Here is a 23,586-nt window from a genome sequence, read left to right as displayed (position 1 = left end):
GCCTCTGTGCGAGGAGGTCGCCATGCTCCAGGACGTGGTGGGAGCGGTCGTGGCGTTCGTCTGCGTCGGTCTCGTGTACCTCGCGATGGCGGCGCGGGTGGTCAAGCAGTACGAGCAGGGCGTGCTGTTCCGGCTCGGACGGGTCGCGGGCGAGGTACGGCAGCCGGGCCTGACGCTGGTGATCCCGTTCGTGGACCGGCTGCACAAGATCAACATGCAGATCGTGACGCTGCCGATCCCCGCCCAGGAGGGCATCACCCGGGACAACGTCACCGTGCGCGTGGACGCGGTCGTCTACTTCCGGGTCGTCGACGCGGCGAGCGCGCTGGTGAAGGTCGAGGACTACAAGTTCGCGGTCTCCCAGATGGCGCAGACCTCGCTGCGCTCGATCATCGGCAAGAGCGACCTGGACGACCTGCTCTCCAACCGGGAGAAGCTCAACCAGGGCCTGGAGCTGATGATCGACAGTCCGGCCGTGGGCTGGGGTGTGCAGGTCGACCGGGTGGAGATCAAGGACGTGTCCCTGCCGGACGCGATGAAGCGGTCGATGGCCCGGCAGGCCGAGGCCGACCGGGAGCGCCGGGCCCGGATCATCAACGCCGACGCGGAGCTGCAGGCATCCAGGAAGCTCGCCGAGGCTGCGGAGCAGATGTCCGGTACGCCCGCCGCGCTGCAACTGCGGCTGCTGCAGACGGTGATGGCGGTGTCCGCCGAGAAGAACTCCACCCTGGTGCTGCCCATCCCGGTGGAGTTGCTGCACTTCCTGGAGCGGGGGGCGCAGCAGCCCGCGCCGCTCACCGGGAAAGAGGCGCCGGACGGCTAGCCTGCCGGGCATGCGCATGAGCCTGACGGCCGCGGCGGCCACCGTGATCACCCTGGCCGCGACGGCCGTCGTGACGGCGTGCGGGAACGACGGCGGCCCGGCCGCGGCCCCGCCCGCCGCCCGGCCCGCCGGCTCCCCCGCCGCGCCCCACCGGCTCACGGTGACGAGTTCCGCCTACCGGGACGGCGGCACGGTCCCGCGGCGCTTCACCTGCGACGGCGACGACGTCTCCCCGCCGCTCGCCCTGGGCGCCGTACCGGATCGCACCGCTTCCCTGGCGTTCGTGCTGCGTGACCCGGACGCCCCGCACGGCACCTTCACGCACTGGCTGGCCTGGGACATCGCCCCGGGGACCGCCCGGCTCTCCGCCGGCGAGCGGCCGCCGGGGGCGACGCAGGGCCGCAACGGCTTCGGGCGGACGGGCTACGGCGGCCCCTGTCCGCCCCGCGGCGACCGGCCGCACCGCTACGTCCTCACGGTGTACGCCGCCAACCGGGCTCCCCGCCTCGCCCCGGGCGCCACCGAGGCCGACCTGCTGCGCGCCCTGTCCGGGCACACCCTGGCCACCGGCACCCTCACCGGCCGCTACGGACGCCGCTGACCGCACGGCCACCGGTGACGTCGCCCGGACCGGGGACGGCGAAGGCGACGGCGCCCACGGGGGTTCGGCTGCCGCCCGGCGCGCCCGTCGACCTGACGGCGTACGACGCGCGGGCCACTCCCGTCGTACCCGGGGGGGCAAGGAGGCCGCGCTCGCGGACGGCGTGCGCAGCGGCAGGCTCCTGGCCCGACGTCGAGCGGTCGCTCGCCGAGGACGGGATGAGCCCGGTCAAGTGCTTCCCGCACCTGTCGTACGGCGAGCACGGCCGCCGGCCGCTGCGCCGCCTTGACCGGCCCGACAGGCACGGGACGTCCGCCCCCGGCGACATCGCCGACCGCGCGCCGTGGCCCGCCTGCCGGGAGGCGTACGAGACCGCCATGGAGGTGGAGGCGCTGGACCCGCGGCACCCGGAGGGCGACTTGGGCGTGGCCGCGTGCCGGGAGCGGCTGCTGCGGGAGACGTGACGCGGTCCGGGCGGGGTACCCGGCGCGCATGCGTGAGTTCCGGCAGGTCACCGATTCGTACTGGCTGCGCACCGCCCCGGGACGGGACCACCCGGTGCTGACGGAGGACCTCGCCGTGGACGTGGCCGTCGTCGGCGCCGGCATGGCCGGGCTGAGCACCGCCCACGCGCTGGCCCGGGCGGGGCGGCGGGTGGCCGTGCTGGAGGCGGGACGGGCGGCGGCCGGCGTCACCGGGTACACGACGGCGAAGCTGACCGCGCTGCACACCCTGGTCTACGACCGGCTGCGCCGCACCCGCGGCCCCGAGGCCGCGCGGCTCTACGCCCGCTCCCAGTCCGAGGCGATCGAGCACGCGGCCGCGCTGGTGGACGAGCTGGGCGTCGACTGCGAGTGGGAGACCCGGGACGCGTACACCTTCGTGCGGGACCCGGAGCGGGTGGACGAGGTGCGGGCGGAGGCCGCGGCCGCGCGGGACGCGGGACTGCCGGCCGCGTTCACGACCGAGACCGGGCTGCCGTTCCCGGTGGCGGGGGCGGTACGGGTGGGCGGGCAGGCGCAGTTCCACCCGCTCAAGTACCTGCGGGCCCTCACCCAGGACCTGCTCGCGCTCGGCGGGCAGGTGTACGAGCTCACCCGGGTCGTCGGTCTCGCGGAGGGCGGCGAGCCCTGCCGGCTGACCACCGAGGCGGGGCACACGGTGACCGCCCGGGACGTCGTGATCGCCACCCACTACCCGGTGTTCGACCGCGCCCTGCTCTTCTCCCGCCTCTCGCCGCGCCGGGAACTGGTGGTCGCCGGACCGCTCGGCGACGGCCCGGACCCGGGGGCATGTACATCACGCCCGAGGAGAACACCCGCTCGGTGCGCACCGCGCCGTACGGGAAGGACGGAGGGCGGCTGCTCGTGGTGACCGGGGAGCACTTCACACCGGGCACCGGCGACCCCGGCGCGGGCTTCGACCGGCTCACCGCCTGGGCCGGGGAGCACTTCCCGGGGTGGGAACCGGCGTACGCGTGGGCCACGCAGGACAACGACTCCACCGACACCGTGCCGATGGTCGGCCCCTTCCACCCGGGCGCCCGGCACACGTACGTGGCCACCGGCTTCGGCGGCTGGGGCCTGAGCGGCGGGATCATGGCGGGGCTGCTGCTGACGGCCCTGATCACCGGCCGGGACAGCCCCTGGCAGGAGCTGTACGACCCGCGCCGGGTGAAGTCGGTGCTGCGCGAGGCGCCGTCCCTGCTGAAGGCCCAGGCGGAGGTGGCCCGGCACTTCGTCGGCGACCGGCTGCGCCCGCCGGCCCAGGTGGCGGACCTGGGCCCCGGTGAGGGCGCGGTGGTCCGTGCCGGGGGCGAGCGGCTCGCCGTCCACCGCGACGAGGAGGGCGTCCTGCACGCCGTCTCGGCCCGCTGCACCCACCTCGGCTGTCTGGTCGCCTTCAACCGGGCGGAGCGCGCCTGGGAGTGCCCCTGCCACGGGTCGCGCTTCGACGTCGACGGCGGCGTGCTCCAGGGTCCGGCGGTGCACCCGCTGGAGCGGCACGACCTGGAGGAGGAGCCGCCGCGCGAGTGACGATGACGCCGCGCCACAGGTCATATCGCCCGATAACCAGTAATTAAGTCTTACTTTCGTACGGTGATTGCACCAGTACGCCGTCTCCGCCATGTACGCCGTGCCACCGCCGTCTGCGCGCTCGGCGCGGCCCTCGCCGCCTGCGGCAGCGCGGGCACCTCCGGCCCGGCGCGGCCCGCCCACGCCAGGCCCGCCGCCTCCGCCTCCCCGTCCGCCTCGCACCCCGCGGTGCTCACCCCGGGCCCGGGCGGTCTGACGCCGGTCTTCGAGCACGGTCCGCGCGACCGCGGCAAGACCGTCGCGCTGACCTTCGACGCCGACATGACCGCCGACCAGGGCCCACGGGCCGCCTCGGGCGAGCACTTCGACAACCCGGACCTCATCGGCACCCTGCGCACCCTGAAGGTGCCGGCCACCGTCTTCATGACCGGCCGGTGGGCCGACCAGTACCCGGCGCAGGCCCGCTCCCTCGGCCACGACCCGCAGTTCGAGGTCGCCAACCACTCCTACAGCCACTACGCGTTCACCAGCGACTGCTACGGCCTGCCGACCGTCGGCGCCGGCCGCATGCGCCAGGACGTCGAACGCGCCTACGCCTCCCTGCGCAAGGCGGGCGTGCCGCACCCGCTGCCGTACTTCCGCTTCCCCGGCGGCTGCTACGACCGCCAGGCGCTGCGCGCGCTCAGCGCGGTCGGCGTCACCGCCGTGCAGTGGGACGTGGTGAGCGGCGACGCCTTCGCCACGGACGCCGACGCGGTCCGGCGGCAGGTGCTGGACGGCGTGAAACCCGGCTCGGTCGTCGTCATGCACTGCACCCGCAGCGCCGCCCCGACCACCGAGCGGGTGGTCCGCGCGGTCGTCCCGGAACTGCGCAAGCAGGGCTACCGCTTCGTGAAGGTCTCCGAGCTGATCGCCGAGACGAACGGCCACCGGTGACCGTCACCGCCCTACCCTTGGGGGCATGAGCGACCACGACGACGGGACGGCCGACGCGACCTACTGCTCGATCGCCGGGACGACCCGGCCCTCGAGGGCCGACGGCCCGCCGTACGCCGCGTGCGTGCTGTGCCGGGAGCCGACGGAGTACCCGGACTCGTACAAGGGGATCACGCTGTGCCCGGTGTGCGAGTGGCAGGAGGCGCAGCGCACCGCGTGCTCGGGGTGACCCCGCCCGCTCCCGGACCGGCCGGGGGCGGTGGGCGCGGCGCCCCTTAGGGTGGGCTGCTGTGAGCCGAGTTCCCACGTCCCCGGGCGACAGCCCCTTCCAGACCGAGCGCCACTCCCGCGACGAGGCGCCGCAGTTCGTGCTGCCCCTCGTGGTGCGGATCGAGCGGAGCGCCCCGCCGGCCCGTACCGACGCGCTGGAGACGGCCGCCCGGGCCGTGCTCCTGCTGCTCGGCGACGCGCGCGCCGCCGGCGACGGCGAGTGGGCCGCCGCCGTGCGGGACTGGGAGGACGCCCGGATCCGCAAGGTGGTGCGGCGGGCCAGGGGCGCCGAGTGGCGGCGGGCCGAGGCGCTGCCCGGGATCACGGTGACCGGGAAGTCGGCCGAGGTGCGGGTCTTCCCGCCGGTGCCGCTGGACGGCTGGCCCAAGGACCTGGCGAAGCTCCAGGTGTCGGGCACCGAGCTGGACGACCCCGAACCGCCCGCCGGGCCCGACCGGGCACAGCCCGTGCTGTGGCTGAACCCGGACCTGGACATGTCCGCCGGCAAGGCGATGGCGCAGGCGGGCCACGGCGCCCAGCTCGCCTGGTGGGCGCTGTCCGGCGAGCAGCGCACCGCCTGGCGCGAGGCGGGCTTCCCGCTGGCCGTACGGACCGCCGACCCTGCCGACTGGGCCGGGCTGACGGGCGGCGGACTGCCCGTGGTCCGGGACGCGGGCTTCACGGAGATCGCGCCCGGCTCCTGCACCGTGGTCGCCGACCACCCCGCGCTGCGGTAGGACGCCGCAACCTCAAATGTTGCTCTGAAGGCGGCCCCGTGAGGGTTCGGGGCCGCCGGCCGGGGCCATACCCCCGTCATTCGACCGAGGGGGGCGGAGTCATGCGGCGACTGGGCACGGGGATCGGCTGGCGGCCGGAGATCGCGGACGCCGTGGAGCGCATGCCGGGCGTCGAGTGGGTGGAGGTGGTCGCGGAGAACATCTGCCCCGGACACCTCCCGGAGCCGCTGCTGCGGCTGCGCGAGCGGGGGGTGACCGTGATCCCGCACGGCGTCTCCCTGGGCCTCGGCGGCGCCGACCGGCCCGACCAGGACCGGCTGACGGCGCTCGCCGAGCGCGCGGAGGCGCTCGGCGCCCCGCTGGTCACCGAGCACATCGCGTTCGTACGGGCGGGCGGCGCGCTCACCGCCTCCCCGCACCTGGAGGCGGGCCACCTGCTGCCCGTGCCCCGCACCCGGGACGCGCTCGACGTGCTCTGCGAGAACGTGCGGATCGCGCAGGAGGCGCTGCCGGTGCCGCTGGCCCTGGAGAACATCGCCGCCCTGTTCTCCTGGCCGGGCGAGGAGCTGACCGAGGGGCAGTTCCTGGCCGAGCTGGTCGAGCGGACGGGCGTACGGCTGCTCATCGACGTGGCCAACCTGCACACCAACCACGTCAACCGGGGCGAGGACCCGGCCGAGGCGCTCGCCGCGCTGCCCCTGGACGCGCTCGCCTACGTGCATGTCGCGGGCGGCGTCGAACGTGACGGCGTCTGGCACGACAGCCACGCGCACCCCGTGCCGCGCCCGGTCCTCGACATCCTCACCGGCCTCGCGGCCCGGGTGACGCCCCCCGGCGTCCTGCTGGAGCGCGACGACGACTTCCCCGCACCGGCGGCGCTGGAGCGGGAGCTGGAGACGATCCGGGGGGCCGTGTCGAGGGGCTCCTCCCTGGCCGGGCCACTCCCGGCCGCGCCGCCGGCCCCCGCCGGGGCGACCACACCCGCGCCCTGCGCCGGGCCCCCCTCTCCCGCGGCGCTCACGACCACGTGCGCGGTGGGGGCGGCCGTCGCCGACGGTACCGCCGCCGAGGTCACGGCGGGGGCCGGAGCCGGCGCCGTCGACGTACTGGCTGCGGCGGGTGCCCGGCAGCGGCTCGGGGTCGGCCAGGCGGCCGTGCTGTCCGCCCTGGTGGCCGGGACACCGGTGCCGGAGGGGTTCGACCGGGTGCGCCTCGGGGTGCAGGCGCGGGCGCTCACCGCGAAGCGGGCGGGCGTGGTGGCGAAGGTCGCCCCCGAGCTGCCGGTGATCCTCGGCGAGGGCTACCGGGAGGCGTTCCTCGCCTACGCGCGGGTCCGCCCGATGACCGGCGGGTACCGGCGGGACGCACTGGACTTCGCCGGCCACCTGCTGAAGGTCGGCAGGCCCGCGGACGCGCGGGCCCGGCGGGAGCTGCGCCGGTGGTGGCTGGACCGCTCGGGGCCCGCCCCCCGGCCCCGTGGCCTGGCGGCCCGGGCACGGGTGCTGCTGCGGCGGGGCTGAGCACCCCCGGGGCACCGCGGGGGGGCAACGGGGGCAGCGCGGAGGGCATTGGGGGCAGCGCGGAGGGCATCGGGGGGCAGTGCGGAGGGCGTCGCCCGCCCGCTCGCCGGCCGTGAACCGGCCGGTGCCGTTCCGGGCACCGCCGGCGCCCCCAGTACTATGCCAAGCCCGCACCCGTCAGCACCCCCGGCGTGCGGAGCAGGAGGCACCATGCGACCGCGACCCCCCGTCAAGGGCCGAGGCATCTTCAACGGAACCGGGCTCATCATCGCGGCCCTCGCGGCGACCGCCGCGGCGCTGCTCTTCCCCCTCTGGTCGTACGCCGACCGGCCGGACGCGGCCGGCGCGAACGTCCTGAGCGACCCCACCGTGACGACCCCGTACGGCCCGCTGTCCGCGCAGGACCGGGACTTCGTCACCAAGGTCAGGCTGGCCGGCCTGTGGGAGCTGCCCGCCGGCGAGCTCGCGGAGACCAGGGGGAGCACCCAGGCCGTGCGGGACGCCGGCCACCACCTGGTGAACGGGCACACCACCCTCGACGCGCACGACCGCACCGTCGCCTCCCAGCTCGGCATCCCCCTGCCGAACCAGCCCAACGACCAGCAGCGGCAGTGGCTCGCCACGTTGCGCGCCGCCAGGGGCCAGGAGTTCGACCGGCGGTTCGCGGACATCCTGCGCCTCGCGCACGGCCGGGTGTTCTCGCTCGTCGCCCAGGTCCGCGCCGGTACCCAGAACTCGCTGGTCCGCGACCTGGCCGACGACGCCAACGCGACCGTGCTGGACCACATCAAGGTGCTGGAGGCGACCGGGTACGTCGACTTCTCCGCACTGGCCCGGGACCTCGCCACGCCCCCGTCCGCCGTGCCCACGCCCCCGGTCGTCGACCCCGGCTCCGCGGTCCCGGTCGAGCCCTCGCCGTCCTGAGCCGCGGCCGGGGCGGAGCGTCACGGGAGAGCGACGCTCGGTCCGGATGGTGAACAGGGCATGGCGTTTTCGTGGCCCCTGGCATAGAAAACACGTCATGTTCTGGGTCCTTCTGCTGCTACTGGCCTGGGCGTTCGCCGGTGTCGCGTGTACCCGGCTGTGCCTGGCCGCCGTTCGCTCCGCGGCCGCCGACACGGACGGCCCGGCCGTGGAACGCGGACACGAACTCACCCTGTACGAGACCGCGTTCCTGTCCGGCGGGCCGGCGCGGGTCGCCGACGTGACCATGGTGTCCATGGCCCGGCAGCGGCGGCTGCTGCTCGCGCACACCGGCTGGGCCACGGTCGTGGACCCGCGCGGCCGCGACGAGATGGAGCAGTCGGTCATAGGGGCGATCGGCCCCGAGGGCCAGTCGCGGATCGCTCCGGTACGGGCCGCCGCGGCCGGTGCCGACGCCGTCCGCGGGCTCGCCGACCGTCTGGTGCGGGCGGGGCTCGCGGTCCCCGAGGGCGTGGGGTCCACCGTGGCATCCGGCATCCGGCAGGTCCGCGCCGCCGCCCTGGCCGTGCCCGCGCTCGCCCTCACCGCGCTGCTGATGCCCGGTCAGAGCGGGATGCCGCGCCCGCTGCTCGCCCTGTGGTTCGCGCTGCCCCTCGTCCTGAGCCTGAGCTGCCTGGCCATCGCCCGGGTCGAGACGCACCCGTACTCGCGCTGGGCCTCGCCCGCCGGTCAGCGGCTGCTCGGAGCGCTGCCCCGGCGCGCGCCCCGCTCCGGCGACGAACGGTCCTTCCTCACCTCCGTCGCCGTGCGCGGGATACGCGCGATCGGCGAGCCGGAACTGCGCGCCGCCTTCACCCACCGCGACCAGCCCTGGCGGCCCTGAGACCGCGCCCGGGCGCACGGCGGCCCGCGCACAGGGGGCATTGAGGCGACACCCGCCGGGCGGTGCTTGCCTTCACCGCGCGCCGAACGAAACATCCCTTCTGTGACCGCCGGGCCGTGGCAGCAGTGCCATCGCCGCCGCGCACCGAAGGGATACGCGATGAGAGCTGCCGCCCTGTACACGGCCGCCGGGTCCTTGCTGGTGACCACCCTGGCCGCGGCCCCGGCGGGCGGCAGCCCCGGACTGCCGGGCGCCGCCGAGCCGCGCGGGGCGGCCGTGGCCGCCGCCCGGGCCCGCGCCGCGGGCGTCGACTTCGGCGCGTGCCCCGCCGACCTGGGCGCGCCCGACATCCTGAAGTGCGGCACGGTGAGCGTGCCCCTGGACTACGCCCACCCCGACGGCCGGCAGATCAGACTGACCGTCAGCCGGATCCCGGCCACCCACCGGGACCCGCACAACAGCAAGCGCAAGGTGCCGCGGCAGGGCGCCCTCGTCTACAACCCGGGCGGCCCGGGCGCCTCCGGCATGGCCTTCCCGCTGATCGGCGCGCTGCCGGGGTGGCAGCGGATCGCCGCCGCCTACGACCTGATCGGCTACGCCCCGCGCGGGGTGGAGCACTCGGCGCCGCTGTCCTGCGTGGACCCCAGGCGTTTCTACCGGGCCCCCACCCAGTCCCCGACGCACCCCTCCGCGGAGTACAAGAAGCAGCGCGTCGCCGAGGCCCGGGCGTACGCGCGCGGCTGCGCCCGCCGCTCGGGCGCCGGGCTGCGCTTCTACAACTCGCTCAACAACGCCCGCGACCTGGACGTCCTGCGGGCCGCGCTGGGCGAGGACCGGCTGACCTTCGTCGGGGCCTCGTACGGCACCTACTTCGGCGCGCTCTACGCGACGCTGTTCCCCTCGCACGTACGGCGGATGGTGCTGGACTCGGCGGTGGACCCGGACCCGGAGAAGGTCTGGTACCGCGACAACCTCGACCAGTCGGCCGCGTTCGAGGACCGCTGGGCGGACTTCCGGGAGTGGATCGCCCGGCACGACGACGTCTACCGGCTCGGCCGCACCGCGGCCCAGGTGCAGCGCAGTTACGACACCGCGCGCGACCGGCTGGCCCGCCAAGCGGCGGGCGGGAAGGTCGGACCGGGCCAGCTGCAGGGCGTGTTCCTCACCGCCGGGTACTACGACGACTACTGGCCGAGCCGGGCCGCGGCGCTCGCGGCCTATCTGAAGGGCGACGCGAAGCCGCTGGTCCGGCTTGCCGTGCCGGGCCCGGAGACGGCCGCGGCGGCGGAGAACGGCACCGCGGTCTACACGGCCGTCGAGTGCAACGACGCGGCCTGGCCCACGGCCTGGAAGGTGTGGGACCGCGACAACACCCGGCTGGCGCGCGTGGCGCCCTTCGAGACCTGGGACAACGTCTGGATGAACCTGCCGTGCGCCTACTGGCCCGCCCCCCGGCAGCGGCCGCTGGACGTGCGGACCGGGCCCGGCGAGCTGCCCCCGGTGCTGATCCTGGCGGCCGAGCGGGACGCGGCCACGCCGTACGCGGGCGCGCTGGAGATGAACCGGCGGCTGGCCGGCTCGGTGCTGGTGACCGAGCGGGACGCGGGCGCGCACGGGCTCGGGGGCGGCCCCAACGCGTGCGTCAACGCCCACATGGAGGCCTACCTGCTGGAGGGCCGGGTCCCGGGCCGGCGCGCTGCCTGCGCGCCGCACCCGGAGCCGAGGCCCGAGACCCCGGCCCGCCACACCGCGGGACACCCCTCACGGGACTCCCTGAAGGGCAAGTCCTGAGGGGCGGGTCCCGGGGAGGTCGTCGGGGACCGGTGCGGCTAGGCCAGGCCGGCGACCAGGTCCGCGACCGACTTGCGGCGGCCGGTGTAGAACGGGACCTCCTCGCGGACGTGCCGGCGGGCCTCGGAGCCGCGCAGGTGGCGCATGAGGTCGACGATGCGGTACAGCTCGTCGGCCTCGAAGGCCAGGACCCACTCGTAGTCGCCGAGCGAGAACGAGGCGACCGTGTTGGCGCGCACGTCCGGGTAGCCGCGGGCCATCTTGCCGTGGTCGGCGAGCATGCGGCGGCGATCCTCGTCGGGCAGGAGGTACCAGTCGTAGGAGCGTACGAAGGGGTAGACGCTCACGTAGTTGCGGGGCGTCTCGTCGGCGAGGAACGCCGGGATGTGCGAGCGGTTGAACTCGGCCGGGCGGTGCAGCGCCATGTTCGACCAGACCGGCTCCAGCGCGCGGCCGAGCCGGGTGCGGCGGAAGAGGTTGTACGCCTCCTGGAGCTGGTCGGCGGTCTCCGCGTGCCACCAGATCATGAGGTCGGCGTCGGCGCGCAGACCGGAGACGTCGTAAGTCCCGCGGATCGTCACGTCCTTGGCGGCGAGCTGGTCGAACAGCTCCTGGACCTCGTCGGCGTAACCGGCGCGGTCCTCGGGCAGCACGTCCTTCAGCCTGAAGACGGACCACAGCGTGTAGCGGATGACCTCGTTGAGGTCCTTGGCCAGCTTGCCCTTGTTCGGGATCCTGCCGGGCTCGGTGGTGGGGGCGTCGTCGCTCATGTCCCCTATTCTCCCGCTCCGCCGTGCAGGCTCTGCACCGGGTGTGCGGTGAGCTCCTGCACACCCCTGAGGTCCCCCTGGATCTGGTCGGCCGCCGCGTACGCGCTGGCGACGCAGGCCGGGATGCCGACGCCGTCGAGGTGCGCGCCGCACAGGGCGAGGCCCGGCACGGCGGCGACGTGCGCGCGGACGCGGGCCACGCGCGCGTGGTGGCCGACGGGGTACTGGGGCAGGCCGTCGGTCCAGCGGGTGACGCGGGCCGCGACGGGTTCGGCGGCCAGGCCGGTGGCCTCGCGCAGGTCGTGGCGCGAGAGGTCCACCAGGTCGGCGTCGTCGCGCCGGAGGATCTCCGTCTCGCCGTACCGGCCGACCGAGGTGCGCAGGACGAGCAGGCCGGGGTCGTCGTCGGCGATCCAGCCCCACTTGTGCGAGGCGAAGGTCGACGCCTTGATGGTGTGCCCGTCGACGGGCGGCACGAGGAAGCCGCTGCCCTCGGGCAGGGCCGTCTGCGCGCGGCGGTAGGCGAGGGTGACCAGCGCCATGGAGGCGTACTCCACGGCGGCGAGCTCGGCCGCGGCGGCGGGGGCCTCGGCGCGCAGCAGCGCGGCGGCGGCCGGGGCGGGCACGGCGACGACCACGGCGTCCGCGTCGAGTACGCGGTCCTGGGCGACGACGCGCCAGGTGCCGCCGTCCGCGCGGCGCAGCTCCGTCACCGGCGCACCGGTGACGATCTCGCCGCCCCGGGCCCGGACCGACTCGGCCACGGCGAGCGGCAGGCTGCCGACGCCGCCCTCGATGCCCATGAACACCGGGCCGGTCTGGCCGGCCGTGGCGGCGCGTGCCTGGATCTCGCGGACCGCCCCGGTGAGCGAGTCGTGCCTCAGCGCCGCCTGGTAGAGCTGCGGGACGGCGGAGCGCAGCGAGATGCGGTAGGCGTCGCCCGCGTAGACGCCGCCGAGCAGGGGTTCCACCAGGCGGTCGACGACCTCGCGGCCGAGTCGCGCCGCCACGTAGGCGCCGACCGCCACGTCGTCGCCGACCTCGGTGCGGGGCAGGTCGGCGTCGCGCTCGATACGGGCCAGGCCCTCGTCGGACAGCACGCCGGCCAGGGCGGCGGCGGTGCCGGGCACGCCCATCACATGGCCCTTGGGCATCGGGCGCAGGGCGCCGCGGGTCCAGATCGAGGCGCTCGCGGTGGCCGGCGGCTGGAGCCGGTCCGCCAGACCCACCTCACGGGCGAGGGCCACGGCCTCGGGGCGGCGGGCGAGCATCGACTCGGCGCCCAGGTCGACCCGTACGCCCGCGATCTCGCCCGGCAGCAGCTTGCCGCCGACCCGCCCGGAGGCCTCCAGGACGGTCACCCGCGCACCGCGCGCGAGCAGCCGGTGAGCGGCCGCCAGCCCGGCGACCCCCGCTCCGACCACGACGACATGCCTGCTGCCCGTACCCCTCGCGCTCATCCCCCCACTCTCTCAGACCCCACCGCCACCGCCGCGGGGGCCCGGTGTCCGCGCCCGCGCCGGCGGCCCCGGGCCCGCTGCCGTCCGGCCCTGCCGTGGCGGACCCCTCCGGCGAGCCCGGACGGGGCTGAACGCGGCCCGGCCCGTAGCGTGTTCGTATGAGCATCCACGGTGGGCGGGGCGGCAGGGAACGGCTGGTCGTGATCGGCGGCGACGCGGCGGGGATGTCCGCGGCGTCGCAGGCGCGCCGGATGCGGGGGCCGGACGAGCTGGAGATCGTGGCGTTCGAGCGCGGGCACTTCACCTCCTACTCGGCGTGCGGGATCCCGTACTGGGTCGGCGGTGACGTGTCCGAGCGGGACCACCTGGTGGCCCGCACGCCCGAGGAGCACCGCGCGCGGGACATCGACCTGCGGATGCGGACCGAGGTCACGGAGATCGACCTGGCGGGCGGCCGGGTACGCGCGCGTGACGTCGAAACCGGCGAGGAGTCCTGGACGTCGTACGACAAGCTCGTCATCGCCACCGGCGCCGCCCCGGTCCGTCCCGACATGCCGGGGGTCGAGGCGCCCGGCGTGCACGGCGTGCAGACCCTGGACGACGGGCAGGCGCTGCTCGACACGCTGTCCGCCACGCGCGGCCGCCGGGCGGTGGTGGTCGGGGCGGGCTACATCGGCGTCGAGATGGCGGAGGCGCTGATCAAACGCGGCTTCGAGGTGACGGTCGTCAACCGCGGCAGGGAGCCCATGTCGACCCTCGACCCGGACATGGGCCGTCTGGTGCACCGGGCCATGGAGGGCCTGGGCATCACCATGGTGAACGACACCGAGGTCACCAAGGTGCTCACGGGCGATGGGGGCACCTCCCTGCTCGAGCGAAGCCGAGAGCCTGGGGGAGGCCGGGTCCGCGCGGTGGCCACGGAGGACGCCGAGTACCCCGCGGACGTCGTCGTCCTCGGCATCGGGGTGCGCCCGGCGACCGGGCTCGCGCGGGCGGCCGGCCTGCCCCTCGGCGCCCACGGCGGGCTGCTCACCGACCTGGGGATGCGGGTGCGGGGCCAGGAGAACGTGTGGGCGGGCGGCGACTGCGTCGAGGTGCTGAACCTGGTCTCGGGCCAGGAGCAGTACGTGCCCCTGGGCACCCACGCCAACAAGCACGGGCAGGTCGTCGGCACCAACGTGGGCGGCGGTTACGCCACCTTCCCGGGGGTGGTCGGCACGGCGGTGAGCAAGGTGTGCGACCTGGAGATCGCCCGCACGGGGCTGCGCGAGAAGGACGCGGAGCGGGTGGGCCTTCAGTACGAGACGGTCACCATCGAGTCGACCAGCCGCGCCGGTTACTACCCGGGCGCGTCCCCCATGACGGTCAAGATGCTCGCCGAACGCCGTACGGGGCGTCTGCTGGGCGTGCAGATCGTCGGCCGGGAGGGGGCGGGCAAGCGCGTCGACATCGCCGCGGTGGCGCTGACGGCGGGCATGACGGTCGAACAGATGACGGCGCTCGACCTGGGCTACGCCCCGCCCTTCTCACCCGTGTGGGACCCGGTCCTGGTGGCGGCGCGGAAGGCGGCGGCGAAGGTGCGCGCGGGATCGCGCTAGCGGGGCGTCGGCGGGCCGGCCGCGGCGGGGCGGCCGGCCGGACTCCCGCCCGCGGGGTGCCGGTCAGGCGGTGCCGCTGAGCCTCGGCAGGGAGGCCACGGAGCCGGTGCCGGAGCCCGGGCCGGAGGCGCTCGAGGCGACGGCGGCGGGCTGCTCCCCGGACGGCCTCGCGTGCGACGCCGCGCCGGGCCGGGCGGAGCGCAGCCGGTGGCTCACGGCCTCGTCCAGGGTCACGGGCCGCTGCATCTGGGCGGCCAGCCGGCCCGCCTCCTGGCCGAGCCGGGCGACGTCCTCCCAGGGGAGCCGTACCACCAGGGAGATCTCCGCCTCGCCGTCGGGCAGGGCGTGCATCGGAGGAGTAACTCGTTCGGTCATCGCCTGATCCTCACGTCGGTTGACATGAAATACGCACTCCTGACCGGACGCGTTCACCGGTTCGCCCGTCGTATCGGGGGCAGTACTCCTGTGTGGTCATCCCCGTCCATGACGTGAACCCGGTGCGCCGCACGCCCTATGTGACGTACGCGCTGATCGCCGTCAACGTCCTCGTCTTCCTCACCACCCCCGGCATGGCCGGGTCCGCGTCCGGCGGCGACCACCTGGCGCAACTGTGCCATCTGCAGGCCTTCGTGGACCGGTACGCGGCGGTCCCCAGGGAGCTGATCCACCAGGAGCTGCCCCGGCTGGTGCCGACCGGCGCCGTCGGCGTCGGGGCGCACGGCCCGGGCTGCGTGGTGGCGCCGCCGGGCTACCACAAGAACCCGGTGCTGTCCGTCTTCACGGCGATGTTCCTGCACGGGAGCTGGCTGCACCTGCTGGGCAACATGCTGTTCCTGCTGATCTTCGGCAACAACGTCGAGGACCGGATGGGCCACATCCGCTACTTCCTCTTCTACGTCGTCTGCGGCTACGCGGCCGGTTACGGCTTCGCGCTGCTCAACGACGGCTCCGGCGACCCGCTGATCGGCGCGTCCGGGGCGATCGCCGGCGTCCTCGGCGCCTATCTGGTGCTGTACCCGAGGGCCAGGGTCTGGGTGCTCGTCCCGTTCCTGGTGTTCCTGCCGCTGCGGCTGCCCGCCTGGCTGGTGCTGGGCTTCTGGTTCGGGCTCCAGGCGGTGTACTCCTCCGGGCACGGTGTCTCCGGTGCCGGCACGGTGGCCTACGCGGCCCATGTGGTGGGCTTCGTGGCGGGCATGCTGCTGGCCTGGCCGCTCAAGCCCGGCACCCCGCCCCCGCCGGAGCCGCGCCGCCTGCTGTTCGGCAGGCAGGCCCGGCCCCGTCAGGTGTGGTGAGCGGGCGCGCTCAGCGGGCGCTGTAGGTGTGGACGTGGTCCACGAGGCGGGTGAGCGCGTCGGGGTCGGTGTTCGGCATGACGCCGTGGCCGAGGTTGAACACGTGGCCCTCGAGACCGGCGGCCGCGTCCAGCACCTCGCGGGCCCGCGCCTCGACGGTGTCCTTGTCGGTGAACAGGACGGTCGGGTCGAGGTTGCCCTGGAGCGCCTTGCCGGGACCGACGCGGCGCACCGCCTCGTCCAGCGGGACGCGCCAGTCGACACCGACGACGTCCGCGCCGGCCTCGCCCATGAGCCCGAGCAGTTCGCCGGTGCCGACGCCGAAGTGGATGCGCGGCACGCCGTAGCCGGCGACCGCGTCGAAGACCTTCGCCGAGGCGGCCATCACGGAGCGGCGGTAGTCGGCCGGGGCCAGCGCGCCGACCCAGGAGTCGAAGAGCTGGACGGCGGAGGCGCCCGCCTCGATCTGCACCTTCAGGAAGGCGGCCGTGATGTCGGCGAGGCGGTCCAGCAGGTCGGCCCACAGCTCCGGGTCGCCGTACATCATCGCCTTGGCGTTCTCGTACGTGCGGGACGGGCCGCCCTCGACGAGGTAGCTCGCGAGGGTGAAGGGCGCGCCGGCGAAACCGATCAGCGGGGTGGCGCCCAGCTCGCGGGTGAGCATGCCGATGGCCTCGGTGACGTAGGTGACGTCCTCGGGGGTGAGGTCGCGCAGCCGGGCCAGGTCGGCGCGGGTGCGGATCGGCTGTTCGACGACCGGGCCGACGCCGGGCGTGATGTCGAGGTCGAGGCCGATGGCCTTGAGCGGGACGACGATGTCGCTGAAGTAGATCGCCGCGTCCACGTCGTGGCGCCGCACCGGCTGCAGCGTGATCTCGGTGACCAGTTCGGGCCGCATGCAGGACTCGAGCATGGGGACGCCCTCGCGCACCTTGCGGTACTCCGGGAGCGAACGGCCGGCCTGGCGCATGAACCACACCGGCGTGTGCGGCACGGGCTCGCGCCTGCACGCCTTGAGGAAGGCGCTGTCGTACGTCGCTGTCGGCTGCTTGCCCGTAGGGGTGTCGTTCGCGGTCACGGGGCCAGTCTCGCACGACGCCGGGGCGCGCCTTTCGGCCCGGCCCGGGCAGGGCGGGAAACGGCGCGGGGTGTCTAGCTCAGCACCGGGCACCGCTTCCCCTTACCCTTCCCGCATGGCTGCGGCTCAGGGACGAATGTCGGACAGCGCTGACGGATCGGACGACGCGAAGGACAGCGGGGAGGAGGACCGCCACTCCAGTACCTCGGGTCCGCCGGCCTTCCGTGCCGCGGTCGAGGCCCTGCGCGGCTGCCGGCTGCGGCCGCAGATCGAGGTGGAGCCGACGCCCGCCCCGCAGCGGCTGGCCCCGTTCGCGTACGCCCTGGAGGCCGTCGTGGTCGACGGCGACCAGGATCTGGCCGACGGCCGGCTGGTGCTGCTGCACGACCCGGCGGGGCACGACGCCTGGCACGGGACCTTCCGGCTGGTGACGCTGGTGCGCGCGGAGCTGGAGCCGGAGATGGCCGCCGATCCGCTGCTGCCCGAGGTGTGCTGGTCGTGGCTGACCGGTGCGCTCCAGTCGCGCGGGCTGACGTACGGCGAGCCGAGCGGCACGGTCACGCGGGCGAGTTCGCACTACTTCGGCGGTCTGTCGGAGCGGCCGCCCGCCTCGCAGATCGAGATCCGTGCCTCCTGGACGCCCCGCGAGGGTCTGGGCGGGGTTCCCGACACCGCGGCCCACCTGGCGTCCTGGTGCGATCTGCTGGCGCAGGTCGGCGGGCTGCCGCCGGCCGGCCCCGGCGACGCCTCGGTGGTCACCCTGCCGCAGCGCAGGGGTCCGCAGTCCCGGTGACGCGGTCCCGGATCGTTCCGGGGTAATCCTCCCGGATGCCCCGTTGACCATCTCTTTGTCGATACGGCCACTTTCCGAACCCGAATGACATCAGCCCGAACCGACTCGATCTTCGGATGATCGATCGCGTGTCCGAATTGCACGGATTGTTACTCACTAGATCGTGATCATTCCCTAAAGGAGGACGGGTTTGCTGCCGAAGACGACTGTGACCTTCAAAGCACGGTTCGTCCCGGCTTCATCCCCACAAGCCGGCCCCGTCCCCCCACCCCAGGAGGCCTGGTGTCCGTTCTCCTCGAGCAGCCCGCAAGCCTGGTCGCCTACCGCCCGAACAAGCCCACCGCCATGGTGGTCGTGGCCGACCCGCGCGTCCGCTCCACCGTCACCCGCCATCTGTGGGCGCTCGGTGTGCGCGACGTCATCGAGGCCTCGTCCGTCGCGGAGGCTCGTCCCCGCATCGGCAACCCCCGTGACATCTGCGTCGCCGACGTCCACCTGCCCGACGGTTCCGGACTGACCCTGCTGTCCGAGACCCGCGCCGCGGGCTGGCCCAACGGGCTGGCCCTCTCCGCCGCCGACGACATCGGCGCCGTGCGCAACGCCCTCGCGGGCGGAGTCAAGGGCTACGTCGTCACCGGCACCCGGACCAACATCGGGCTCCCCGCCCGGCCGGGCGCCACCCCTCTCGGCGGCGCCGCCCGGATGCACCGCCGCCCCCCGGGTGCCCCGAGCCACCCGGGCGGCTACCGGGAGCTGTCCGGCCGCGAGGTCGAGGTGCTGCGGCTGGTCGCGGAAGGCCAGTCGAACAAGGCGATCGGCGTCTCCATGGGCCTGTCGGCCCTGACCGTCAAGAGCCACCTCGCCCGCATCGCCCGCAAGCTCGGCACGGGCGACCGGGCCGGCATGGTCGCCGTGGCCCTGCGCACCGGAATCATCCACTGACCGCCCCGACCGACCTGCGCCTTCCTTCTTTTTGACCGCTCCCTGATCCTTGCCCTCCCGCGATCCCTGCCCTCCACCGACCCCCCACCGAACCCCTCAGCGGCCGCACCGGACGGGCCGCCGACGGAAGGAACGGTTCACTCATGTGAACCCGTGGTTTCACCGCCTTGACTGGTTTACGACCCCCCGGCGCCCGTCGACGGAACGTTCCGTCGACGGGCGCCGTCAACTCACGGATACCCTTGACAGGTGACCGACGCCCAAGACACCGCAGCAGACAGTTCCCTGCGCACTCCCGGAGGCACCCCTCCGGACGACGCCGGGTCTTCTGTGACCGGGGCGCCGACTCCCCTGCTCGAACCCCGCGAGGGCATCCCGCCGGTGATCGCCGACGCCGCCGCCCTCGCCGAGGTGGTCGCCGCCTTCGCCGCCGGCAGCGGCCCCGTCGCCGTGGACGCCGAGCGCGCCTCCGGCTACCGCTACGGCCAGCGTGCCTATCTCGTGCAGCTGCGCCGCGAGGGCGCCGGGACCGCGCTGATCGACCCGGTCGCCTGCCCCGACCTGTCGGACCTCGGCGCGGCGCTGTCCGGCGTCGAGTGGGACCTGCACGCCGCGACCCAGGACCTGCCGTGCCTGCGCGAGATAGGCATGGTGCCGGACGTCCTGTTCGACACCGAGCTGGCCGGCCGGCTCGCCGGCTTCCCGCGCGTCGGTCTCGGCGCCATGGTCGAGAGCGTCCTCGGCTTCGTGCTGGAGAAGGGGCACTCCGCCGTCGACTGGTCCACCCGGCCGCTGCCCGAGCCGTGGCTGCGCTACGCGGCCCTCGACGTCGAGCTGCTGGTCGACCTGCGGGACGCCCTGGAGAAGGAGCTGGACCGGCAGGGCAAGCTGGAGTGGGCGCACCAGGAGTTCGACGCGATCGCGTCCGCCCCGCCCGCCGAGCCCCGCAAGGACCCGTGGCGCCGCACGTCCGGCATGCACAAGGTGCGCCGGCGCCGGCAGCTCGCCGTCGTACGGGAGCTGTGGGAGACCCGGGACCGCATCGCGCAGCGCCGCGACGTGTCGCCGGGCAAGGTGCTGAGCGACGCGGCGATCGTGGAGGCGGCGATCGCGCTGCCGTCCACCGTGCACGCCCTGTCGGCGCTGAACGGGTTCGGGCACCGGACCGGGCGGCGGCAGCTGGAGCAGTGGCAGGCGGCGGTCGACCGGGCGCGGGCCCTGCCCGACACCGCGCTGCCCATGCCCGGACAGCCCGTCACCGGCCCGCCGCCGCCCCGCGCGTGGGCGGACAAGGACCCCGCGGCGGCGGCCCGGCTGTCGGCCGCGCGGGCCGGGGTCTCGGCGCTGGCCGAGCGGCTGAGCATGCCGCAGGAGAACCTGATCTCCCCCGACACCGTGCGCCGGGTCTGCTGGGAGCCGCCCGCGGCCACCGACGTGGCCGCGGCCCTGGCGGGCTACGGCGCCCGGCCGTGGCAGATCGAGCTGGTGACGCCCGTGCTGGCGGCGGCGCTGTCCGCGAAGAGCGCCTGAGCGGACCGCCCCGGGCGGTCCGCGGAAGCGGAACGGGGGCGTCGAGATCACGCCAAGATCCCGGGCCCCTTCCGGCGGGCCCCGGGGTGCCCCGCGCGATGTGACCTTCGCCGCTCCCCCCGGCAGGACTGTGCAGCTACGTTACTCATAAGTAGCATGGGACCTGAGCGCGCGCTCAGCGTTGCGCGGCAGTGCCATCCCGCACCCTGGAGGAGAGCCATCGTGCCTCGTACCGTCAGGGACGTCGTCTTCGTCGACGGCGTCCGCACCCCGTTCGGCAAGGCGGGCCCGAAGGGCATCTACCACGAGACCCGCGCCGACGACCTCGTCGTGAAGGCGATCCGGGAGCTGCTGCGCCGCAACCCCGGTCTGGACCCGAAGAAGATCGACGAGGTCGCCATCGCCGCGACCACCCAGATCGGTGACCAGGGCCTGACCCTCGGCCGCACGGCCGGCATCCTCGCGGGCCTCCCCCAGTCCGTCCCCGGGTACTCGATCGACCGCATGTGCGCCGGCGCCCTGACCGCCGTGACCACCACCGCCGGCTCGATCGCCTTCGGCGCCTACGACGCCGTCATCGCCGGTGGCGTCGAGCACATGGGCCGCCACCCGATGGGCGAGGGCGTGGACCCCAACCCGCGGTTCGTGAGCGAGAAGCTGGTCGACGAGTCCGCCCTGTTCATGGGCATGACGGCGGAGAACCTGCACGACCGCTACCCGCACATCACCAAGCTGCGCGCCGACGAGTACGCGGTGCGCTCGCAGGAGAAGGCCGCCAAGGCGTACGCCAACGGCAAGATCCAGCAGGACCTGGTGCCGATCTCGGTGCGCCGCACCAACCCCGAGGCCGGCGAGACCGGCTGGGGCCTGGTCACGGCCGACGAGCCGATGCGCCCGGGCACCACCCTGGAGAACCTGTCGGGCCTGAAGACCCCGTTCCGCGTGCACGGCCGGGTCACCGCCGGCAACGCGGCCGGCCTGAACGACGGCGCCACCGCCTCGATCATCGCCTCCGAGGACTTCGCCCGCGAGAACAACCTGCCGGTCAAGATGCGCCTGGTCTCCTACGCCTTCGCCGGCGTGGAGCCCGAGGTCATGGGCTACGGCCCGATCCCGGCCACGGAGAAGGCCCTCGCCAAGGCGGGCCTGTCCATCTCCGACATCGGCCTGTTCGAGATCAACGAGGCCTTCGCCATCCAGGTCCTCGCGTTCCTCGACCACTACGGCATCGCGGACGACGACGCGCGCGTCAACCAGTACGGCGGCGCGATCGCCTACGGTCACCCGCTGGCCTCCTCCGGCGTCCGGCTCATGACGCAGCTGGCCCGCCAGTTCGAGGAGCAGCCGGAGGTCCGCTACGGCCTGACCACCATGTGCGTCGGCTTCGGCATGGGCGCGACGGTCATCTGGGAGAACCCGCACTTCGACGGAGGCGACAAGTGAGCACCACCGCTGAACTCCTGAAGGGCGCGGCCGAGCTGTTCCCGGACGAGGTCGTCACGCAGGCGCACGTGCGCCACCTCGACCTGCCGTTCGGTGCCGGGCGGTTCGCCCTGATCACGCTGGACAACGGCCTGGACCACACCAAGCCGACCACCTTCGGCCCGCAGTCGCTGGCGAACCTCAACGCCGCCGTCGACCAGGTCGAGAAGGAGGCGGCCGAGGGCGCCATCGTCGGCGCCGGCGTCACCGGCAAGCCGTTCATCTTCGCGGTGGGCGCCGACCTCAAGGGCGTCGAGCTGCTGAAGAGGCACGAGGACGCGCTGGCCATCGGCAAGGGCGGCCACGAGGTCTTCAAGCGCCTCGCGGGCCTCGCGGTCCCGACCTTCGCGTACTACAACGGCGCGGCCATGGGCGGCGGCGTCGAGGTCGGCCTGCACTGCACCTACCGGACCGTCTCCAAGGCGATCCCGGCGTTCTCCCTGCCCGAGGTCTTCCTCGGTCTGGTCCCGGGCTGGGGCGGCTGCACCATCCTGCCGAACCTGATCGGCGCCGAGAAGGCCGTCTCGGTCATCATCGAGAACAGCCTGAACCAGAACAAGCAGCTCAAGGGGCAGCAGGTCTTCGACCTGGGCATCGCCGACGCGCTCTTCGAGGGCGCCGACTTCCTGGAGCAGTCGCTGATCTGGACCGCCCAGGTCCTGGCCGGCGACGTCAAGGTCGAGCGTCCGGCCATCGACCGCGGCGAGGGCTGGGACCAGGCCGTCGCCAAGGGCCGCTTCGTCGCGGACTCCAAGGTGCACGGCGCCGCCCCGGCCGCCTACCGCGCCCTGGACATCATCGCGGCCGCCAAGAACGGCGACCTGCAGCAGGGGTACGACGCCGAGGACCAGGCCCTCGCCGACCTGATCATGGGTGGCGAACTGCGCTCCGGCATCTACGCGTTCAACCTGGTGCAGAAGCGCGGCAAGCGTCCCGCGGGCGCCCCGGACAAGAACCTGGCCCGCCCGGTCACCAAGGTCGGTGTCGTCGGCGCCGGTCTGATGGCCTCCCAGCTCGCGCTGCTCTTCCTGCGCCGCCTCGAGGTGCCGGTCGTCCTGACCGACATCGACCAGGAGCGCGTCGACAAGGGTGTGGGCTACGTCCACGCCGAGATCGACAAGCTGCTCGGCAAGGGCCGGATCAACCAGGACAAGGCCAACCGCCTCAAGGCGCTGGTGACCGGTGTCCTGGACAAGGCCGAGGGCTTCGCGGACGCCGACTTCGTGATCGAGGCGGTCTTCGAGGAGATCGGCGTCAAGCAGCAGGTGTTCGCGGAGGTCGAGGCGGTCGCCCCGGCGCACGCGATCTTCGCCACCAACACCTCCTCGCTGTCGGTGACGGAGATGGCGTCGAAGCTGAAGAACCCCGAGCGGGTCGTCGGCTTCCACTTCTTCAACCCCGTCGCGATCCTGCCGCTGCTGGAGATCGTCCGCGGCGAGAAGACCGACGACGCCTCGCTGGCCACGGCCTTCGCCGTCGCCAAGAAGCTGAAGAAGACCGCGGTCCTCACCAAGGACGCCCCGGCGTTCGTCGTGAACCGCATCCTGACCCGCTTCATGGGCGAGATCCAGAACGTGATCGACGAGGGCACCCCGGTCGAGGTCGCCGAGAAGGCGATCGAGCCGCTCGGCCTGCCGATGTCCCCGCTGGTCCTGCTGGAGCTGGTCGGCCCGGCGATCGGCCTGCACGTCTCGGAGACCCTCAACCGGGCCTTCCCGGACCGCTTCACGGTCTCCCCGAACCTGGCGGCCGTCGTCAAGGCCGGCAAGCGCGGCTTCTACGTCTACGACAGCGGCAAGCCGGAGCTGGACCCGGAGGTCGCCGCGCTGCTGAAGCAGGGCGACACCGTCCTGACCGAGGAGCAGGTCCGCGACCGTGTCCTCGACGCCGTCGCCCAGGAGATCGGGCTCATGCTCGACGAGGGTGTCGTCGCCGAGGCGCAGGACATCGACCTCTGCCTGATCACGGGCGCCGGCTGGCCCTTCCACCTGGGCGGCATCACGCCGTACCTGGACCGCGAGGGCGTCTCGGAGCGCGTGAACGGCAAGAAGTTCCTGGCCCCGGGCGTGGCGAGCGTTCCGGCGTAACCCGTTCCGCACGGTCGTACGGTGCCCGGCACA

Annotated in this window: 21 protein-coding genes and 1 pseudogene; 18 read left to right on the top strand and 4 right to left on the bottom strand. The window is 74.2% G+C overall.

The annotated features are described in order from the left end of the window. Positions 1 to 22: 22 nt before the first annotated feature. The 11 genes and pseudogenes from B446_RS28465 to B446_RS28415 all read left to right on the top strand — a co-directional run bounded on the left by B446_RS28465 (position 23) and on the right by B446_RS28415 (position 10,521). Positions 23 to 823, top strand: a complete 801-nt coding sequence (locus B446_RS28465) for a slipin family protein (protein WP_020942889.1) — start codon at positions 23 to 25, stop codon at positions 821 to 823. Positions 824 to 833: 10 nt separating this feature from the next. Then, entirely contained in the window at positions 834 to 1,424 is a 591-nt protein-coding gene (locus tag B446_RS28460) for a YbhB/YbcL family Raf kinase inhibitor-like protein (RefSeq protein ID WP_020942888.1), read from the top strand. 14 nt (positions 1,425 to 1,438) lie between these two features. Continuing rightward, positions 1,439 to 1,888 carry a hypothetical protein gene (locus tag B446_RS40825; protein WP_268825413.1) on the top strand — a complete coding sequence of 150 codons (450 nt, stop codon included), beginning with the start codon at positions 1,439 to 1,441 and terminating at the stop codon, positions 1,886 to 1,888. Positions 1,889 to 1,916: 28 nt separating this feature from the next. After that, positions 1,917 to 3,460: pseudogene (locus B446_RS40820) on the top strand (FAD-dependent oxidoreductase). A 63-nt stretch (positions 3,461 to 3,523) separates the two neighbouring features. Continuing rightward, positions 3,524 to 4,396, top strand: a complete 873-nt coding sequence (locus B446_RS28445) for a polysaccharide deacetylase family protein (protein WP_020942886.1) — start codon at positions 3,524 to 3,526, stop codon at positions 4,394 to 4,396. A 25-nt stretch (positions 4,397 to 4,421) separates the two neighbouring features. Then, entirely contained in the window at positions 4,422 to 4,625 is a 204-nt protein-coding gene (locus B446_RS28440) for a hypothetical protein (RefSeq protein WP_020942885.1), read from the top strand. A gap of 61 nt (positions 4,626 to 4,686) precedes the next feature. After that, positions 4,687 to 5,403, top strand: a complete 717-nt coding sequence (locus B446_RS28435; RefSeq protein ID WP_020942884.1) for an aminoacyl-tRNA hydrolase — start codon at positions 4,687 to 4,689, stop codon at positions 5,401 to 5,403. A 101-nt stretch (positions 5,404 to 5,504) separates the two neighbouring features. Next, positions 5,505 to 6,923, top strand: coding sequence for a DUF692 domain-containing protein (locus B446_RS28430; protein WP_020942883.1), 1,419 nt, complete (start codon positions 5,505 to 5,507; stop codon positions 6,921 to 6,923). Between the two features lie 210 nt (positions 6,924 to 7,133). Beyond that, a complete protein-coding gene (locus B446_RS28425; protein ID WP_020942882.1) occupies positions 7,134 to 7,847 on the top strand; it encodes a DUF4142 domain-containing protein in 714 nt (237 codons plus the stop codon). A 97-nt stretch (positions 7,848 to 7,944) separates the two neighbouring features. Continuing rightward, positions 7,945 to 8,730 (top strand): TIGR04222 domain-containing membrane protein, encoded by a 786-nt coding sequence (locus tag B446_RS28420; protein ID WP_020942881.1) that lies wholly within the window; start codon positions 7,945 to 7,947, stop codon positions 8,728 to 8,730. 159 nt (positions 8,731 to 8,889) lie between these two features. Continuing rightward, positions 8,890 to 10,521, top strand: coding sequence for an alpha/beta hydrolase (locus B446_RS28415; protein ID WP_020942880.1), 1,632 nt, complete (start codon positions 8,890 to 8,892; stop codon positions 10,519 to 10,521). A 38-nt stretch (positions 10,522 to 10,559) separates the two neighbouring features. Here the strand turns inward: B446_RS28415 and hemQ are convergent, their stop codons facing one another. Together hemQ and hemG are read right to left on the bottom strand one after the other, a co-directional pair. After that, positions 10,560 to 11,291: a hydrogen peroxide-dependent heme synthase gene (hemQ, locus tag B446_RS28410; RefSeq protein ID WP_020942879.1), complete on the bottom strand. Its 732-nt coding sequence runs from the start codon at positions 11,289 to 11,291 to the stop codon at positions 10,560 to 10,562. 5 nt (positions 11,292 to 11,296) lie between these two features. Next, positions 11,297 to 12,751 carry a protoporphyrinogen oxidase gene (hemG, locus tag B446_RS28405; RefSeq protein ID WP_043476584.1) on the bottom strand — a complete coding sequence of 485 codons (1,455 nt, stop codon included), beginning with the start codon at positions 12,749 to 12,751 and terminating at the stop codon, positions 11,297 to 11,299. 158 nt (positions 12,752 to 12,909) lie between these two features. Between hemG and B446_RS28400 the strand changes: the two genes are divergently transcribed. Further along, positions 12,910 to 14,349, top strand: coding sequence for an FAD-dependent oxidoreductase (locus tag B446_RS28400; protein ID WP_020942877.1), 1,440 nt, complete (start codon positions 12,910 to 12,912; stop codon positions 14,347 to 14,349). A gap of 63 nt (positions 14,350 to 14,412) precedes the next feature. Here the strand turns inward: B446_RS28400 and B446_RS28395 are convergent, their stop codons facing one another. Continuing rightward, positions 14,413 to 14,724, bottom strand: a complete 312-nt coding sequence (locus B446_RS28395; protein ID WP_043476581.1) for a hypothetical protein — start codon at positions 14,722 to 14,724, stop codon at positions 14,413 to 14,415. A 92-nt stretch (positions 14,725 to 14,816) separates the two neighbouring features. Here B446_RS28395 and B446_RS28390 point away from each other — a divergent pair, with 92 nt between their 5' ends. Then, a complete protein-coding gene (locus B446_RS28390; protein ID WP_020942875.1) occupies positions 14,817 to 15,641 on the top strand; it encodes a rhomboid family intramembrane serine protease in 825 nt (274 codons plus the stop codon). Between the two features lie 10 nt (positions 15,642 to 15,651). On the opposite strand, the gene hemE is transcribed toward B446_RS28390, so the two are convergent. Continuing rightward, positions 15,652 to 16,719 carry a uroporphyrinogen decarboxylase gene (gene hemE, locus B446_RS28385; protein ID WP_020942874.1) on the bottom strand — a complete coding sequence of 356 codons (1,068 nt, stop codon included), beginning with the start codon at positions 16,717 to 16,719 and terminating at the stop codon, positions 15,652 to 15,654. A gap of 115 nt (positions 16,720 to 16,834) precedes the next feature. Between hemE and B446_RS28380 the strand changes: the two genes are divergently transcribed. The 5 genes from B446_RS28380 to B446_RS28360 all read left to right on the top strand — a co-directional run bounded on the left by B446_RS28380 (position 16,835) and on the right by B446_RS28360 (position 23,553). Continuing rightward, the gene (locus B446_RS28380; RefSeq protein ID WP_043476578.1) at positions 16,835 to 17,512 is read left to right on the top strand and encodes a DUF3000 domain-containing protein; all 678 of its coding nucleotides are present in this window, start codon (positions 16,835 to 16,837) and stop codon (positions 17,510 to 17,512) included. A 282-nt stretch (positions 17,513 to 17,794) separates the two neighbouring features. Next, positions 17,795 to 18,454, top strand: coding sequence for a response regulator transcription factor (locus B446_RS28375; RefSeq protein ID WP_020942872.1), 660 nt, complete (start codon positions 17,795 to 17,797; stop codon positions 18,452 to 18,454). Positions 18,455 to 18,703: 249 nt separating this feature from the next. Continuing rightward, on the top strand, positions 18,704 to 19,984 hold the full coding sequence (locus tag B446_RS28370; RefSeq protein ID WP_078614826.1) for a ribonuclease D: 1,281 nt from the start codon (positions 18,704 to 18,706) through the stop codon (positions 19,982 to 19,984). Between the two features lie 222 nt (positions 19,985 to 20,206). Next, on the top strand, positions 20,207 to 21,427 hold the full coding sequence (locus tag B446_RS28365; RefSeq protein ID WP_020942870.1) for a thiolase family protein: 1,221 nt from the start codon (positions 20,207 to 20,209) through the stop codon (positions 21,425 to 21,427). Next, complete coding sequence (locus tag B446_RS28360) at positions 21,424 to 23,553, top strand: 3-hydroxyacyl-CoA dehydrogenase NAD-binding domain-containing protein (protein ID WP_020942869.1); 2,130 nt, start codon at positions 21,424 to 21,426, stop codon at positions 23,551 to 23,553. The genes B446_RS28365 and B446_RS28360 overlap by 4 nt, the downstream gene beginning before the upstream one ends. Positions 23,554 to 23,586 lie beyond the last annotated feature (33 nt).

Source organism: Streptomyces collinus Tu 365, assembly GCF_000444875.1.
Classification (GTDB): Bacteria; Actinomycetota; Actinomycetes; order Streptomycetales; family Streptomycetaceae; genus Streptomyces; species Streptomyces collinus_A.
This window is presented reverse-complemented; position numbering and strand designations above follow the sequence as displayed.